14 protein-coding genes are annotated in these 15,422 nt (G+C 72.3%); 8 read left to right on the top strand and 6 right to left on the bottom strand.

Annotation, left to right across the window (positions count from 1 at the left end):
* The first annotated feature begins 13 nt into the window (after window positions 1–13).
* The 4 genes from trpS to HPC71_RS16800 are packed head-to-tail and all read left to right on the top strand — an operon-like array spanning window position 14 to window position 2,891.
* Complete coding sequence (gene trpS / locus HPC71_RS16815; protein ID WP_154614679.1) at window positions 14–1,072, top strand: tryptophan--tRNA ligase; 1,059 nt, start codon at window positions 14–16, stop codon at window positions 1,070–1,072.
* A gap of 9 nt (window positions 1,073–1,081) precedes the next feature.
* Window positions 1,082–1,594, top strand: a complete 513-nt coding sequence (locus tag HPC71_RS16810) for a 2'-5' RNA ligase family protein (RefSeq protein ID WP_154614680.1) — start codon at window positions 1,082–1,084, stop codon at window positions 1,592–1,594.
* A 35-nt stretch (window positions 1,595–1,629) separates the two neighbouring features.
* On the top strand, window positions 1,630–2,676 hold the full coding sequence (locus HPC71_RS16805; RefSeq protein WP_154614681.1) for a YihY/virulence factor BrkB family protein: 1,047 nt from the start codon (window positions 1,630–1,632) through the stop codon (window positions 2,674–2,676).
* Entirely contained in the window at window positions 2,673–2,891 is a 219-nt protein-coding gene (locus HPC71_RS16800; RefSeq protein WP_154614682.1) for an SCO4848 family membrane protein, read from the top strand. The genes HPC71_RS16805 and HPC71_RS16800 overlap by 4 nt, the downstream gene beginning before the upstream one ends.
* A gap of 116 nt (window positions 2,892–3,007) precedes the next feature.
* Here HPC71_RS16800 and HPC71_RS16795 read toward each other — a convergent pair whose 3' ends face one another.
* From HPC71_RS16795 to HPC71_RS16780, 4 genes are all read right to left on the bottom strand, one after another.
* On the bottom strand, window positions 3,008–3,751 hold the full coding sequence (locus HPC71_RS16795) for a succinate dehydrogenase/fumarate reductase iron-sulfur subunit (protein ID WP_171896953.1): 744 nt from the start codon (window positions 3,749–3,751) through the stop codon (window positions 3,008–3,010).
* Entirely contained in the window at window positions 3,748–5,790 is a 2,043-nt protein-coding gene (locus tag HPC71_RS16790; RefSeq protein WP_154614683.1) for a fumarate reductase/succinate dehydrogenase flavoprotein subunit, read from the bottom strand. Before HPC71_RS16790 ends, HPC71_RS16795 begins: the two co-directional genes overlap by 4 nt.
* Before the next feature lie 12 nt (window positions 5,791–5,802).
* Entirely contained in the window at window positions 5,803–6,504 is a 702-nt protein-coding gene (locus HPC71_RS16785; protein WP_171896952.1) for a succinate dehydrogenase cytochrome b subunit, read from the bottom strand.
* Window positions 6,505–6,675: 171 nt separating this feature from the next.
* Window positions 6,676–7,098 (bottom strand): hypothetical protein, encoded by a 423-nt coding sequence (locus HPC71_RS16780; protein ID WP_154614684.1) that lies wholly within the window; start codon window positions 7,096–7,098, stop codon window positions 6,676–6,678.
* A gap of 92 nt (window positions 7,099–7,190) precedes the next feature.
* On the opposite strand from HPC71_RS16780, the gene HPC71_RS16775 reads away from it, so the two are divergent.
* From HPC71_RS16775 to meaB, 3 genes are read left to right on the top strand one after another with little or no spacing between them, the layout of a single operon-like run.
* The gene (locus tag HPC71_RS16775; protein WP_154614685.1) at window positions 7,191–8,948 is read left to right on the top strand and encodes a methylmalonyl-CoA mutase family protein; all 1,758 of its coding nucleotides are present in this window, start codon (window positions 7,191–7,193) and stop codon (window positions 8,946–8,948) included.
* On the top strand, window positions 8,945–11,107 hold the full coding sequence (gene scpA, locus HPC71_RS16770; RefSeq protein ID WP_171896951.1) for a methylmalonyl-CoA mutase: 2,163 nt from the start codon (window positions 8,945–8,947) through the stop codon (window positions 11,105–11,107). The genes HPC71_RS16775 and scpA overlap by 4 nt, the downstream gene beginning before the upstream one ends.
* Complete coding sequence (gene meaB, locus HPC71_RS16765) at window positions 11,107–12,111, top strand: methylmalonyl Co-A mutase-associated GTPase MeaB (protein WP_154614686.1); 1,005 nt, start codon at window positions 11,107–11,109, stop codon at window positions 12,109–12,111. Before scpA ends, meaB begins: the two co-directional genes overlap by 1 nt.
* A 41-nt stretch (window positions 12,112–12,152) precedes the next feature.
* Here the strand turns inward: meaB and HPC71_RS20960 are convergent, their stop codons facing one another.
* On the bottom strand, window positions 12,153–13,052 hold the full coding sequence (locus HPC71_RS20960; RefSeq protein ID WP_195849513.1) for a response regulator: 900 nt from the start codon (window positions 13,050–13,052) through the stop codon (window positions 12,153–12,155).
* The gene (locus HPC71_RS16755) at window positions 13,036–14,034 is read right to left on the bottom strand and encodes a right-handed parallel beta-helix repeat-containing protein (protein WP_154614687.1); all 999 of its coding nucleotides are present in this window, start codon (window positions 14,032–14,034) and stop codon (window positions 13,036–13,038) included. Before HPC71_RS16755 ends, HPC71_RS20960 begins: the two co-directional genes overlap by 17 nt.
* 145 nt (window positions 14,035–14,179) lie before the next feature.
* On the opposite strand from HPC71_RS16755, the gene HPC71_RS16750 reads away from it, so the two are divergent.
* Entirely contained in the window at window positions 14,180–15,415 is a 1,236-nt protein-coding gene (locus tag HPC71_RS16750; protein WP_216656443.1) for a glycosyltransferase, read from the top strand.
* Window positions 15,416–15,422 lie beyond the last annotated feature (7 nt).

Here is a 15,422-nt window from a genome sequence, read left to right as displayed (position 1 = left end):
GGAGAATGCCCCCATGTCCACCACCACCCAGCCTGAGACCGCCGCGCCCACCGCGGCGTCCGGCGGCGCCCGCCCGCGGGTGCTGTCGGGGATCCAGCCGACGGCCGACTCGTTCCACTTCGGCAACTACCTGGGCGCCCTGCGGCAGTGGGTGGACCTCCAGCGCGACCACCAGCCGTTCTTCTTCATCGCCGACCTGCACGCGATCACCGTCGAGCAGGACCCCAAGGTGCTGCGCGAGCGGTCGCTGCGCGCGGCGGCCCAGCTGCTCGCCATGGGCATCGACCCGACGCGGTCCTCGATCTTCATCCAGTCGCAGGTGCCCGCGCACGCCCAGCTGGGCTGGGTCCTGCAGTGCCTGACCGGCTTCGGCGAGGCGCGCCGGATGACGCAGTTCAAGGACAAGTCGGCCAAGCAGGGGGAGGGCGCCGCCAGCGTCGGGCTGTTCACCTACCCCGTGCTCCAGGCGGCCGACATCCTGCTCTACCGACCGCACTACGTGCCGGTCGGTGAGGACCAGCGCCAGCACCTCGAGCTGACCCGCGACCTCGCCCAGCGCTTCAACAGCCGCTACAAGAAGACCTTCCGCCTGCCCGAGCCCTACATCCTCAAGGCGACCGCGAAGATCGCGGACCTCCAGGAGCCGACCCGCAAGATGTCGAAGTCGGCCTCCTCGCCGGCCGGGATCATCGACATGCTCGACGACCCCAAGGTCAGCGCGAAGAAGGTCCGCTCGGCGGTCACCGACTCCGGCTCGGAGATCCGCTTCGACGTCGAGGAGAAGCCCGGCGTCAGCAACCTGCTGACCATCCACTCCGCGCTCACCGGCACCGCCATCGGCGACCTCGAGCAGGAGTACGCCGGCCGCGGCTACGGCGACCTGAAGAAGGACCTCGCCGAGATCGTCGTCGACTTCGTGACGCCGTTCCGCGAGCGGACCCTGGAGCTCCTCGACGACCAGGCCCACCTGATGACCGTGCTCCAGCAGGGTGCCGAGGCCGCTGGGGCGGTGGCGGAGGCGACGCTGCGCGACGTCTACCAGCGGGTCGGCTTCGTCGCGGCCGGACAGTAGGGTCGGGGGATGCCGACGATCGGGGTGGCCGTGGCGATCCCGGAGCCCTGGGCCAGCGAGCTGCAGGACTACCGGACCGCCCTCGGGGACCAGACCGCGACGATGATCCCCACGCACATCACGCTGGTCCCGCCGACCGAGCTCGCCGCGGGCGACGTGAGGGTCGTGGAGGAGCACCTGGCGGCGGTGGCGGCCCACCAGCCGACGTTCCTGGTCCACCTGCGCGGCACCGGCACCTTCCGGCCGGTCTCGCCGGTGGTCTTCGTCTCGCTGGTCGAGGGGATCTCCCAGTGCGAGCAGCTGGCCGGCGCCGTACGTCGTGGACCGCTCGACGTGGAGCTGGACTACCCCTACCACCCGCACGTCACCATCGCCCACCACCTGGGCGAGGAGGAGCTGGACCAGGCCTTCGAGGACCTCGCGGACTTCGAGTGCGAGTTCCTCGTCGAGGACTTCCACCTCTACGTGCACGACGCGACGCGCGGCTGGCAGCCCAGCCGCGACTTCGCCCTCGAGGGCTGACCCGGCCACCCCGGCCGGGTGGGTACCTGCGGGGCATGCCATCGCTGAAGGACCGAGTCACCGGCCGCGTGCAGGACGTACGGCGGCGCCGGCCCTTCGTGGACCACCTGGTGCGGATGCAGGAGCACTACGGGAGCGCCCAGGCCTCGCAGCAGGCCGGCGCGGTGACGTACTTCGCGTTCTTGTCGTTCTTCCCGATCCTGGCGCTGTCGCTGTTCACCGTCGGGCTGGTCTCGGCGATCTACCCCGACGCCAACCGCACGCTGCGCGACGCGATCGACTCGGTGCTGCCCGGCATCGTGGGGCCGGAGGAGGGGCAGGTCTCCCTGGAGCAGATCCGGACGTTCCGCGGGTGGGCCGCGGTCCTCGGTCTCGCCGGTGTCCTCTACTCCGGGCTCGGCTGGCTCTCGGCGATGCGGGCGGCGCTGCAGACCGTGTTCGCGATGCCGCAGCGCGAGCACCCCAACTTCGTCATCGGCAAGCTCCGCGACGGCCTCACGCTGGTGGTCATCGGCACCGTCCTGCTGCTCGCGGTCGCCGTGACCGGCTTCGTCGGGCGCTTCTCCGTCGACATCCTGGGCTGGCTGGGGCTCGACCAGGAGCTCGGCTGGCTGGTGAAGCTGCTCACCGTCGCGCTCGGCCTGGCCGCCAACACGGTGCTCTTCTACGCCCTCTACGCGCTGCTCGCCCAGCCGCGCCTGCCGCGCTCCGCGCTGCTCCAGGCCGCGCTGCTGGGGGCGATCGGGTTCGAGGCCCTCAAGCAGCTCTCCGGGGTGCTCCTGGCCTCCACCAAGGAGCAGCCGGCCTTCCAGGCCTTCGGCATCGCGCTGATCCTCCTGGTCTGGATCAACTACTTCTCCCGGGTCGTGCTGTACTCGGCTGCGTTCGCGTACACCTCGCCCGCGGCGATCGCCCAGCGCGTGCTGGAGCCGGCCGACCCGGTGCAGGGACCGCGGACGCCGACGCACCGCGAGCTGCACGCGCAGCACGCGGGCGTCCGGGCCGCGCTCGCCCCGTTCGCGGCCGGAGGAGCGGCCGCCCTCGGGCTGGTCGCGCTGCTGAGGAGGAAGAGAACAGGATGAAGCTCGAACGACGACACGGATGGCTGCTGGTGGGGGTCGCGGTGTGGAACTTCCTCACCTACGCGATGTTCACCCGCAACCTCTGGAGCGCCCACGCCGAGGGCGAGGACCGCCCCACCGGCTACTGGGTCGCCCACACCGTGCTCATCGTGGTCAACGTCGTCATCGGCGTCGTGCTCGGCCGGCTGGGCCTGAAGGCCTTGCGGCGGCGGTAGCGCGGGGGTGGTGGTACGTAGGGGTCCCCGGTCAACCGGTGACCCCTGCACCCCCAGACGCACGAACGGCCCCTCCGAGACCGGAGGGGCCGTTCGTACGAACGTGGAGCGGAGGATCAGCGACCCTGCTTGAGGGCGGTGCGCAGGTCCTTGTTGAGCTGGGAGATCACGTCGAGCGGGATCTCCTTGGGGCAGGCGGCGGTGCACTCGCCGATGTTGGTGCAGCCACCGAAGCCCTCGGCGTCGTGCTGGCCGACCATGTTGACGACGCGGTCGTAGCGCTCGGGCTGGCCCTGGGGGAGCTCGCCGAGGGCGGTGATCTTCGCACCCGTGAACAGCGCGGCCGAGCCGTTGGGGCAGGCCGCGACGCAGGCGCCGCAGCCGATGCAGGTGGCGACGTCGAAGGCGCGGTCGGCCTTCTTCTTCTCCACCGGAGCGGCGTGGGCGTCGGGGGCGGAGCCGGTGTTGGCCGAGATGTAGCCGCCGGCCTGGATGATCCGGTCGAACGCGCCGCGGTCGACGACCAGGTCGCGCAGCACCGGGAAGACGTCCGAGCGCCACGGCTCGATGGTGATGTCGTCGCCGTCCTTGAACGAGCGCATGTGCAGCTGGCAGGTCGTGGTGACCTCCGGGCCGTGCGCCTGGCCGTTGATCATCAGCCCGCAGGTGCCGCAGATGCCCTCGCGACAGTCGGAGTCGAAGGCGACCGGCTCCTCGCCCTTCTCGTTGAGCTGCTCGTTGAGCACGTCGAGCATCTCGAGGAAGCTCATGTCCTCCGAGACGTCGTCGAGCTCGTACTTCTGCATCGACCCGGCCGACGCCGCGTCGCGCTGACGCCAGATGTTGAGGGTGAGTCTCACTTGTAGCTCCGCTGCTTCATCTCGATGGCCGTGTAGATCAGGTCTTCCTTGTGCAGGACGGGGGCCCCGTCCTCGCCGGTCCACTCCCAGGCCGCGACGTAGGCGAACTCGTCGTCGTGGCGCAGGGCCTCGCCGTCCTCGGTCTGGGACTCGGCGCGGAAGTGGCCGCCGCAGGACTCGCGGCGGTTGAGGGCGTCGATGCACATGAGCTCGCCGAGCTCGATGAAGTCGGCGACGCGGCCGGCCTTCTCCAGGCTCTGGTTGAGGCTCTCGTTGGTGCCCAGGACCCGCAGGTTGGACCAGAACTCCGCCTTGAGCTCGCGGATGAGGTCGATGGCCTTGCGCAGGCCCTCCTCGCTCCGCTCCATGCCGCAGTACTCCCACATGATGTTGCCGAGCTGCTTGTGGAAGGAGTCGGCGCTGCGGGTGCCCCCGATGGAGAGGAACTTCGCGATCCGCTGCTCGACGTCGGTCCGGGCCTCGACGACCGCGGGGTGGGACTCGTCGATCTTCTCGAACGGGCCGTCGGCGAGGTAGTCGCGGATGGTGTTCGGGAGGACGAAGTAGCCGTCGGCCAGGCCCTGCATCAGCGCGGACGCGCCGAGGCGGTTCGCACCGTGGTCGGAGAAGTTGGCCTCGCCGGTGACGAACAGGCCCGGGATCGTGGACTGCAGGTGGTAGTCGACCCACAGGCCGCCCATCACGTAGTGGACCGCCGGGTAGATCCGCATCGGCGTCTCGTAGGGGTCCTCACCCGTGATCCGGGCGTACATGTCGAACAGGTTGCCGTACTTGGTCTCGACGGCCTTGCGGCCCATCCGGCCGATCGCGTCGGCGAAGTCGAGGTAGACACCGCGGCGGACCTGCTGCTCGGACCCGTCGGGGCCGATCTCGGTGACCGCCGGACCGACGCCGCGGCCCTCGTCGCACATGTTCTTCGCCTGGCGCGAGGCGATGTCGCGGGGGACCAGGTTGCCGAAGGAGGGGTAGATCCGCTCCAGGTAGTAGTCGCGGTCCTCCTCGGGGATGTCGCGCGGGTCCTTGTCGCAGTCCTCGGCCTTCTTCGGCACCCAGATGCGGCCGTCGTTGCGCAGCGACTCCGACATCAGGGTCAGCTTCGACTGGTGCGCGCCCGAGACCGGGATGCAGGTCGGGTGGATCTGGGTGTAGCAGGGGTTGGCCATGTAGGCGCCCTTGCGGTGCGCACGCCACGTGGCGGTGACGTTGGAGCCCATCGCGTTGGTGGAGAGGAAGAAGACGTTGCCGTAGCCGCCGGAGGCGATGACGACGACGTCGGCGAGGTGGGTCTGGATCTCGCCGGTCACCATGTCGCGGGCGATGATGCCGCGGGCCTTGCCGTCGACGACGACGAGCTCGAGCATCTCGTGGCGGGTGAACTGCTCGACCGTGCCGGCCGCGACCTGGCGCTCCATGGCCTGGTAGGCGCCGAGCAGCAGCTGCTGGCCGGTCTGGCCGCGGGCGTAGAACGTGCGGGAGACCTGCACGCCGCCGAAGGAGCGGTTGTCGAGCAGGCCGCCGTACTCGCGGGCGAAGGGGACGCCCTGCGCGACGCACTGGTCGATGATGTTGGCGCTGACCTCGGCCAGGCGGTAGACGTTCGACTCCCGCGAGCGGTAGTCGCCGCCCTTGACGGTGTCGTAGAAGAGACGGAACGTCGAGTCGCCGTCCTCCTTGTAGTTCTTGGCGGCGTTGATGCCGCCCTGCGCGGCGATCGAGTGCGCGCGGCGCGGGGAGTCCTGGTAGCAGAAGGACTTCACGTTGTAGCCGGCCTCGCCGAGCGTGGCCGCGGCGGCGCCGCCGGCCAGGCCGGTGCCGACGATGATCACGTCGAGCTTGCGACGGTTGGCCGGGTTGACCAGGCGGTTGTCGAACTTGCGCTGGCTCCAGCGCTGGTCGATCGGGCCGGTCGGGGCGACCGGGTCGACGAGCGGGGCGCCGGGCGTGTAGTAGCCGCGGGCGTCGTCGGAGACCTGCTGGGAGGGCTGGTTGAGGGGCGTCGTGCCCTGGGCGGAGGCCATGGTGCGCCTTCCTTACTTCTCGATGATGCCGGCGAGGACGGACAGGGGGACCAGCGAGAAGCCGCCGGCGATCACGACCGCGAGCACCCAGCCGGCCTGCTTGGCGCGGGCACGGGAGGAGGCGGTGTTGGTGAAGCCGAGGGTCTGGATCGCGCTGAACGTCCCGTGGTGCAGGTGGAAGCCGAGCGCGAGCATCGCCAGGAGGTAGATGAGGGTCATCCACCAGATGTCGAAGGAGTCGATCATCAGGTTGTAGGCGTCGTCGGTCGGGCCGCCGGCGGGGTTCACCTTCGGGACGGTGAAGTTCAGCAGGTGCCAGATGAGGAACAGCAGCAGCGCGGCGCCGCCCCAGCGCATGGTGCGCGAGGAGACCGAGGAGTGGTTGTTCTTCTTGACCTGGTACTTCACGGTCCGGGCGTTCGCCGCACGGCGGGCCAGCGCGACGGCCGCGGCGACGTGCGCCACCAGCGCCACGACGAGCACGACACGCATCACCCAGAGGAAGCCCTCGTGGGGGAGCATCGGCTCACCGAACTCCCGCAGGTGCTCGGCGTAGTCGTTGAACGCGTCGTGGCCGGCGAACGCCTTGAGGTTGCCGTACATGTGCGCGAGCACGTAGCCGATGAAGACGAGGCCGCTGACGGCCATGATGATCTTGAGCGCCACGGTGGAGCGCGTCGCGCGCGCCCCCTTGACGAGGGTCGGGGTTGCCACGAGGTGTCACGCTACCTCTCGGCTCAGGGTCTGCGGACCGGGATGCGTGTGACATATGCCTTGTTACCCACCGGTCAGGAACTTCGGGTCGCGCCGGGTCGTCGTTCTCCCGGTCGCGAGCGCCACTCCGGCGGGTACGCCGAGGCGCCGGTACGCCGCGTCGCCGGCGGGTCAGGGGTGCTCGAGCTCCGGGACGTCGAGGGTGCGCGCGGGGGTCTGGCCGCGGCGGATCTGCTCGGCGACGTCGGCGATCCGCTCGCGGCTCGCCGACCAGCTGCCGGCGTCGACCTCCCACCACGGCCGGAAGCCGCGGCGGACCTCGACGTACCAGTGCCGGCCGCGGACGAGCCGCCACGCGACGGCGAAGGGGAGGACCACGACGATCAGGACCAGCTCGACCCAGGCGAGCACCAGGATGGCGAGCAGCGGGACGACGATCAGCGAGACCAGGAGCAGGGCGATCCCCAGCAGGTCGTCACCGTCGAGGGAGAAGCCGGACGGGACGGAGTCCACGCCGCCCCGGATCCGCCGACGCCAGGGCACCCACCGCCGGCTGACCCGCCATGTCTGGCCGGAGGGATCGGTCACCTTCACGTCGCGCACCGTAACGACGAGCCCGGGTCGCGCGGGTCGAAAACGTCACACTCGGTGGTCACCGTCACGTGACGGTCCTTATCGTTCGCCCCATGACGCAACCCCAAGGCGCGGTCGAGGGCGGCCTGGACGAGCCGGCCGGTCTCGAGCCGGAGCAGGGCACCCTCGACCTGGCCGGCGACGGCGACCGGTGGACGGTCCAGGACTGGGAGCAGGCCGCCGCCGCGGTGCTGCGCAAGTCCCGCCGGCTCCAGGACGACGACCCCGACGCAGCCGTCTGGTCCCGACTGACGCGCACCACGCTGGACGGGATCGAGGTGACGCCGCTCGGCACGCCCGCCCTGCTGGAGGGCCTGCAGACCCAGGGGCGGCCCACCCGCGTCGGCCCGTGGGACGTGCGCGCCCACCTCGGCGGCACCGGCGTACCGGCGAAGCAGGCCAACGAGGAGGCGCTCGTCGACCTCGACGGCGGCGTCGTCTCGCTGTGGGTGACCGCCGACGCGGCGACCGACCTCCCGGCGCTGCTCGCCGGCGTGCTGCTCGACCTCGCGCCCGTCGTCCTCGACGCGCCGACCGCGCCGGTCGCGGTGGCCGAGGCCTTCCTCGCCCACCTCGGCGCGACGACCCCGGCCGAGGGCACCAACCTCGGTGCCGACGGCCGCGCCTCCGAGGAGGACCTGGTCGCCGTCGCCCGCCTCGCGCGGGAGAAGGGGGTGCTCGGCGTCGTCGTCGACGCCACCGTCGCCCACGACCTCGGCGCCTCCGACGCCCAGGAGCTCGGCTACTCGATGTGGGTGGGCGCCCGCGTGCTGCGCGTGCTGAGCGCGGCCGGGATCGACGTCGCCGAGGCCGCTCGCCTCGTGGAGTTCCGGTACGCCGCGACCGACGAGCAGTTCCCCACGATCGCCAAGCTGCGGGCCGCCCGCCGGCTGTGGGCGCGCGTGCTCGAGCTGAGCGAGGTGCCTGCCGACGTGCTGCCCGCGCAGCGCCAGCACGTGGTGACCAGCCGGCCGATGATGAGCAAGTACGACCCCTACGTGAACATGCTGCGGACCACCGTCGCCGCGTTCTCGGCCGGCGTCGGCGGAGCGGACGCGGTGACGGTCCTGCCGTTCGACAGCCCGCTGGGCCGCCCCGACCTCTTCGGTCGCCGGATCGCGCGCAACACCTCCCACCTGCTGGTCGACGAGGCCCATGTCGCCAAGGTCGCCGACCCGGCCGGCGGCTCCTACGCCGTGGAGAAGCTCACCGACGACCTGGCCGTGGCCGGGTGGGACGTGCTGGGCCGGCTCGAGGAGGGCGCCTCCCTCGACGACGCGATCGCCGAGACCGTCGCCCGCCGCGAGCGCGAGATCGCCACCCGCAAGCGGCCGATCACCGGGCTCACCGAGTTCCCCCACCTCGCCGAGCAACTGCCCGAGCGCGCGCCCGACCCGGCCGCCGCCGCGGTCCGCCGCTACGGCGCCGCCTTCGAGGAGCTGCGCGACGCCCCGGCGGCCCGCCCGGTCTTCCTCGCCACGCTGGGCCCGGTCGCGGCGCACACCGCCCGCGCGACCTTCGCCACCAACCTGCTGGCCGCCGGCGGCATCGCCGTCGAGGTCGCCGGACCGACCGGGAGCGTCGCCGACGTGCTGGCGGCGTACGACGCCTCGACCACGCCGGTCGTCTGCCTCGCCGGCGCCGACGCGACCTACGACGAGTGGGCCGACCAGCTGGTCCCCGCGCTGCGCGAGGCCGGCGCGCGCCACGTCATCGTCGCCGGCAAGCCGCGCGACGGCGTCGACGACTCCTGCGCGATGGGCGTCGACGCCCTCGCGTTCCTGACCCGTACGAGGGAGCAGCTCCAGTGACCGTCCCGAAGAGCTTCGCCGGCCTGCCGCTCGCGGGCGGCGCGGGCGCGCCGTCCGCCACCCCGGACGCCGAGGCGTGGACCTCGCCCGAGGGCATCGACATCGCGCCGGTCTACACCGCCGCCGACATCGAGGGCCTCGACGCGCTCGGCACCTTCCCCGGGCTGAGCCCGTTCCTGCGCGGGCCCTACCCGACGATGTACACCACCCAGCCGTGGACGATCCGGCAGTACGCCGGCTTCTCCACCGCCGAGGAGTCCAACGCCTTCTACCGCCGCAACCTCGCGGCCGGCCAGAAGGGCCTCTCGGTCGCCTTCGACCTGGCCACCCACCGCGGCTACGACTCCGACCACCCGCGCGTGCGCGGCGACGTCGGGATGGCCGGCGTGGCGATCGACTCGATCTACGACACCCGCACCCTCTTCGACGGCATCCCGCTCGATGCGATGTCGGTGTCGATGACCATGAACGGCGCCGTCCTGCCGGTGCTCGCGCTCTACATCGCCGCGGCCGAGGAGCAGGGGGTGAAGCCGGAGCAGCTCGCGGGGACCATCCAGAACGACATCCTCAAGGAGTTCATGGTCCGCAACACCTACATCTACCCGCCGGCGCCGTCGATGCGGATCATCTCCGACATCTTCGCCTTCACCAGCCAGCGGATGCCGCGGTTCAACTCGATCTCGATCTCCGGCTACCACATGCAGGAGGCCGGGGCGACCGCCGACCTCGAGCTCGCCTACACCCTCGCCGACGGCGTGGAGTACATCCGCGCCGGCCTCGAGAGCGGGCTGACCATCGACCAGTTCGCGCCCCGCCTGAGCTTCTTCTGGGCGATCGGCATGAACTTCTACATGGAGGTCGCCAAGATGCGCGCCGCCCGCGCGCTGTGGTCGCGCCTGGTGCGCCAGTTCGACCCGCAGAACCCCAAGTCGCTGAGCCTGCGGACCCACTCCCAGACCTCCGGCTGGTCGCTGACGGCGCAGGACGTCTTCAACAACGTCGGCCGGACCGCGATCGAGGCGATGGCCGCGACCCAGGGCCACACCCAGTCGCTGCACACCAACGCCCTGGACGAGGCGATCGCGCTGCCGACCGACTTCTCCGCGCGGATCGCCCGCAACACCCAGCTCCTGCTGCAGCAGGAGAGCGGCACCACCGGGACGATCGACCCGTGGGCCGGCTCCTACTACGTCGAGCGGCTGACCCACGACATCGCCGAGCGCGCCTGGGCCCACATCCAGGAGGCCGAGCAGGCCGGCGGCATGGCCAAGGCGATCGAGCAGGGCATCCCGAAGATGCGCATCGAGGAGGCCGCGGCCCGCACCCAGGCGCGGATCGACTCCGGCGCGCAGAAGGTCATCGGCGTCAACACCTTCCGGCTCGCGGCCGAGGACAAGCTCGACGTGCTCAAGGTCGACAACGACGACGTCTACCGCCAGCAGGTCGCCAAGCTCGAGCGGCTGCGCGCGGAGCGCGACGACGACGCCGTACGCCGCGCGCTCGAGGCGCTCACCAACAGCGCCGAGCGCGGCGCGGGCCAGGGCCTCGACGGCAACCTGCTCGGGCTGGCCGTCGACGCGGCGCGCGCCAAGGCGACCGTCGGGGAGATCTCCGAGGCGCTGGAGAAGGTCTACGGCCGCCACCAGGCCGTGATCCGTACGATCTCCGGCGTGTACCGCGACACCGCCGGCGAGGGCGACGGCACCCTGGTCCAGCAGGTCCTGTCCGCGACGGCGGAGTTCGAGGAGAACGAGGGCCGCCGCCCGCGCATCCTGGTCGCCAAGATGGGCCAGGACGGCCACGACCGCGGCCAGAAGGTCATCGTCTCGGCCTTCGCCGACATGGGCTTCGACGTCGACGTGGGGCCGCTGTTCTCCACGCCCGAGGAGGTCGCGCAGCAGGCGGTCGACGCCGACGTCCACATCGTCGGGGTCAGCTCGCTCGCCGCGGGCCACCTCACGCTCCTGCCGGCGCTGCGCGACGCGCTCGCCGAGCAGGGGAGGTCCGACATCATGATGGTGATCGGAGGCGTGATCCCGCCCGACGACGTGCCGACGCTGCTCGAGGCGGGGGCGGCCGCGGTGTTCCTGCCCGGCACCGTCATCGCGGAGTCCGCGCTCGACCTGCTGGCCCGGCTGCGCGAGCAGCTCGGTCACTGATGCGGCCGGACGTCCCCACGCTCGTCGAGGGGATCCGGTCCGGCCGCCGGGCCGCGGTCTCCCAGGCGATCACGCTGGTGGAGTCCTCGCGGCCCCAGCACCGCGAGCTGGCGCGCGAGCTGCTCACCGCGCTCGCGGACGGCGGCCACGGTGCCGGGGGCCGCGAGGTCGTCCGGGTCGGCATCTCCGGGGTGCCCGGGGTCGGCAAGTCCACCTTCATCGAGTCCCTCGGGACCCGGCTGACCTCGGCCGGGCACCGGGTCGGCGTGCTGGCGGTCGACCCGTCGTCGGTGCGCACGGGCGGGTCGGTGCTGGGCGACAAGACCCGGATGGGCCGGCTGGCCACCGACCCGCAGGCCTTCATCCGGCCCTCGCCGAGCGCCGGCACGCTCGGCGGCGTCGCCCGCGCGACGGTGCAGGCGATGGCGGTGCTCGAGGCGGCGTCGTACGACGTGGTGCTGGTGGAGACCGTCGGCGTCGGGCAGTCCGAGGTCACCGTCGCGGGGATGGTCGACACCTTCCTCTTCCTCACCCTCGCCCGCACCGGCGACCAGCTCCAGGGCATCAAGAAGGGCATCCTGGAGATCGCCGACGTGATCGCGGTGAACAAGGCCGACGGCGACCGCGAGGCCGAGGCGCGGGTCGCCGCCCGCGACCTGGCCGGCGCGCTGCGGATGGTGCGCGGCATGGAGGAGTGGGCCCCGCCGGTGGTCACCTGCTCCGGCCTCACCGACGTCGGCGTCGACGACCTGTGGGAGCGGGTCCTCGCCCACCGCGCGCACCTCGGCGGCGACGGGCTGGCCCGCAAGCGCGCCGAGCAGCAGCTCGACTTCACCTGGGCTATGGTCCGCGACGAGCTGGACCAGCGGTTGCGGCACTCACCCGCCGTCCGCGCCGTCCGCGACGAGGTCCGCGCCGCCGTGCTCGCCGGCGAGCTGCCCGCGACCGTCGCCGCCGACCGCATCCTCGCGGCGTACGACCAGGGGCGGACCGCGCCGGCCTGAGCCGGGCAGGCTCGGAGGGCCGGACCGGGCGTCAGGCGTCATCAGGCCGGGGGCACGAGCCGGAAGAGGGGGCCCGGCAGGACCTCGATCCACCGCGGGTCCGGCCGGTGGTCGCCCAGCTCGGCCAGCAGCGCGTGCACCGCCTGGGTCACCAGCACCTCGTCGGACTCCGCGACCACGGCGCCCGGTTGGTAGGGCTCGCCCCGCAGGCTCAGCGCGAGGCTCCCGGCGGTGCTCGGATGCTCCCCGGAGTAGAGCAGCAGCTCGAGCAGGTCGAACTGCATGCGGTCCAGCGCCAGGAGGCGGCCGTCGGCGCTCGCGGTCCCCGCGCCCGGGTCGACGAGCAGCCCGCGGAAGCGGATCAGCGCACCGTCGAAGACGACCGGACCGGCCGGCTGCGGCGGGGGAGCGGGCGGCTCGGGGACCACGGCGGACGGCTCGGGCACCGGCGCAGCCGGGTCGGCCCACGGGGGATCGGCCCACGGGGGATCGGCCCACGGAGGATCGGCCGGCGCGACGACCGGGGCGGCCGGGCGGATCCGGGCCGGCGGGCGGCGCATCACGCCCAGGACGCGGGCGCGCAGCTCGCGCGGGCGGAACGGCTTGCGGACGTAGTCGTCGGCGCCGGCCTCGAACCCGCCGAGGATGTCGTCCTCGCCGCCGAGCGCGCTGACCATCACCAGGTAGGTGTCGCTGAAGGTGCGGACCTGGCGGGTCACCTCGAACCCGTCGATGCCCGGCAGCCAGACGTCGACGGTGGTGAGCACCGGCCGGTGGCGGCGTACCGCCTCGACCCCCGAGGGGCCGTCGGCGGCCACGTGGACCTCGAACCCGGCCTGGGTGAGGATCACCTCCAGCAGGCGGGCGGTGTCGGGGTCGTCCTCGACGACGACCGCGACCCGGTGCTCATCGACACGCGACTGCTCATCGGCACGCGACATTGGTGACCCTCCCGGTCGGGGTGCGGGGCCCCTGGTCGCAGGCCACGACGGTGCCGGCGGCGCGGGCGGCGCCCACCACGTCCACGGCGAGGCCGGCCGGGGCGGTGACGTCGTTCGCGCGGACCGCGTTGCGGCGGCCCCACCCGGGCGCCACCACGTGGACCTGCACGCCGTCCCCGGTGGGGGCGACGATGCGGTTGCCGGCCACCACCCAGCCGTTGCCCTTGAGGTCGACCACCGAGTCGACCACGCGGCCGCCCCGCAACCGGTTGCCGCGCAGCACGCCGCCGCGGGTGCCCTCCTTGATGTCGACCGCCTCCGCGCCGGTGCCCCACACCCGGTTGCCGACGACGCGGTTGCCGTCGCTGCGGTCGGGCTCGCAGTCGGTGAGCTCGCACCAGTTCGAGCGGGCCGACCCGACGTAGACGCCCTCGCCGAAGCCGGGGTCGACCAGGCCGGTGGCCCAGACCCGGTTGCGGGCGACGAGGTTGTCGCTGCTGCCGGTGCGCAGATGGAGACCCTCCTGGCCGGTGCCGGAGATCCGCAGCCCCACGACCCGGTTGTGCGACGCGCCGTCGAGCACGAGGCCCTTCTGCGCACCGGTCACCGAGAACCCCACGAGCCGCCAGTACGACGCCTCCTCGAGGTGGAGCGTGTAGCCCCCGCCCGTGCTGCCGCCGTCGAGCACCGCGCCGGCCGGCCCGCACAGCGTCACCGGCCGCTCGGCGGTGCCGGAGACCGTGGCCCGGAACCGGCCGTCGTACCGGCCCTCGGCCAGCACCAGCACGTCGCCGGGGGACGCCTCGGCCAGGGCGACGCGGAGCTCGGCGCTGCTGCCGATCCGGGGCGGGCCGTCGCACCCGGTGGGGGCGCCGACGCCCTCGGGGGCCGCTGGGCCCCCGCTGCAGCCCGCCGTGCCGGCGACGAGACCGAGGGCGAGGGAGGCCAGGGCGAGCCGCGCTGCTGACCGGGCGGCTCTCACCGGGCCATCGTGGCAGCGCCGGGGACACCGCGCGGCCGAACGGGACACAGCGACCCATCGATTCCTTTACAGTCGGGCCACCGATGGGGGGCTCGGCTCCAGCGGCGTGTCCGTCCCGCCCGTCACCGCACGAGGGAGAGTCCGCGTGGAGCTGCTCCCGCACGTCCGCGACCTGCCCGGGTGGCTGGTGCCCTTCGGCGTGATCGGCATCGTGTCGTGGACGTTCTGGCTGGTCCGCAAGCTCCTCTCGGCGACGTCGCGGCCGGTGCTCAACGACTTCCGGACGACGACGACCGTGGTCGTCCCGTCCTTCCGCGAGGACCCCGACGTGCTGCTGCGCTGCCTGGAGACGTGGCTGGCGCAGGGGCCGTCCCGGATCATCATCGTGCTCGACCTCGCCGACACCGAGGCGCAGGAGCGGATCGAGGCGCTCGGCCGGCCCGAGGTCGAGGTCGTGATGTTCAAGCACAACGGCAAGCGCTCCGCGCTCGGCGTGGGGATGCGGATGGTCGACACCGAGCTGGTGATCTTCGTCGACTCCGACACCGTGTGGGAGGCCGGCATGCACGACGCGATCCAGATGCCGTTCGCGGACCCGGCCGTCGGTGCGGTGAGCACGCGGCAGAACGTCTACCTGCCCAAGACGAGCATCTGGCGCCGCGTCGCGGACTGGATCATCGACCTGCGCTACTACGACTACGCCCCCGCCATGGGCCGCTTCGGTGGCGTCATCTGCGCCTCCGGGCGGACCAGCGCCTACCGGGCGGCGGTGATCGTGCCCCAGGTCGACCGGCTGGAGAACGAGATCTTCCGCGGCCGGCAGTGCATCGCCGGCGACGACGGCCGGATGACCTGGCTGACGATCTCCCAGGGCTACCGGGTCGCCCACCAGGACAGTGCGCGAGCGCTGTCGATGTTCCCCGACACGTTCAAGGCCTTCGTCAAGCAGCGGGTGCGGTGGAGCCGCAACTCCTACCGCTGCTACCTCACCGCCATCCGGCACGGCTGGATCTTCCGGGTGCCGCTGATCTCGCAGGTCACGGTGATGCAGATCCTGCTGACCCCGGTGAGCAGCACGATCGCGCTCGCCTACGTCGCGCTCGCCGTGCGCTCCGACCACCCCTGGACCGCCCTCGCCGCGGCCCTGGTCTGGCTCTTCGTCGGCCGGGCGATCCGCGGGATGTCGCACCTGTGGCGCCGACCGGAGGACGTCTGGATCCTCCCCGTGGTGGCGCTGGTGATCCTGTTCATCGCCGGCCCGGTCAAGACCTACGCCTTCTTCACGATGAACAAGCAGGGCTGGCTGACCCGCTCGGCCGACACCATCGGGGGCGAGGGGCAGAGCGAGGCCAGCCTGTCCAAGGCCCCGGCGCCGGTGTGAGCGACGT

Origin of the sequence: Nocardioides marmotae (assembly GCF_013177455.1) — a bacterium.
In the GTDB taxonomy this organism is placed as follows: domain Bacteria; phylum Actinomycetota; class Actinomycetes; order Propionibacteriales; family Nocardioidaceae; genus Nocardioides; species Nocardioides marmotae.
Note: the sequence above shows the minus strand (reverse complement) of the source record. Positions and strands in the feature narration are given on the sequence as shown.

Excerpts from the sequence above, each read along its gene's own strand:
- trpS (WP_154614679.1), top strand. The coding sequence starts at position 14 with ATGTCCACCACCACCCAGCCTGAGACCGCCGCGCCCACCGCGGCGTCC.
- HPC71_RS16810 (WP_154614680.1), top strand. The coding sequence starts at position 1,082 with ATGCCGACGATCGGGGTGGCCGTGGCGATCCCGGAGCCCTGGGCCAGC.
- HPC71_RS16805 (WP_154614681.1), top strand. The coding sequence starts at position 1,630 with ATGCCATCGCTGAAGGACCGAGTCACCGGCCGCGTGCAGGACGTACGG.
- HPC71_RS16800 (WP_154614682.1), top strand. The coding sequence starts at position 2,673 with ATGAAGCTCGAACGACGACACGGATGGCTGCTGGTGGGGGTCGCGGTG.
- HPC71_RS16790 (WP_154614683.1), bottom strand. The coding sequence starts at position 5,790 with ATGGCCTCCGCCCAGGGCACGACGCCCCTCAACCAGCCCTCCCAGCAG.
- HPC71_RS16775 (WP_154614685.1), top strand. The coding sequence starts at position 7,191 with ATGACGCAACCCCAAGGCGCGGTCGAGGGCGGCCTGGACGAGCCGGCC.
- meaB (WP_154614686.1), top strand. The coding sequence starts at position 11,107 with ATGCGGCCGGACGTCCCCACGCTCGTCGAGGGGATCCGGTCCGGCCGC.
- HPC71_RS20960 (WP_195849513.1), bottom strand. The coding sequence starts at position 13,052 with ATGTCGCGTGCCGATGAGCAGTCGCGTGTCGATGAGCACCGGGTCGCG.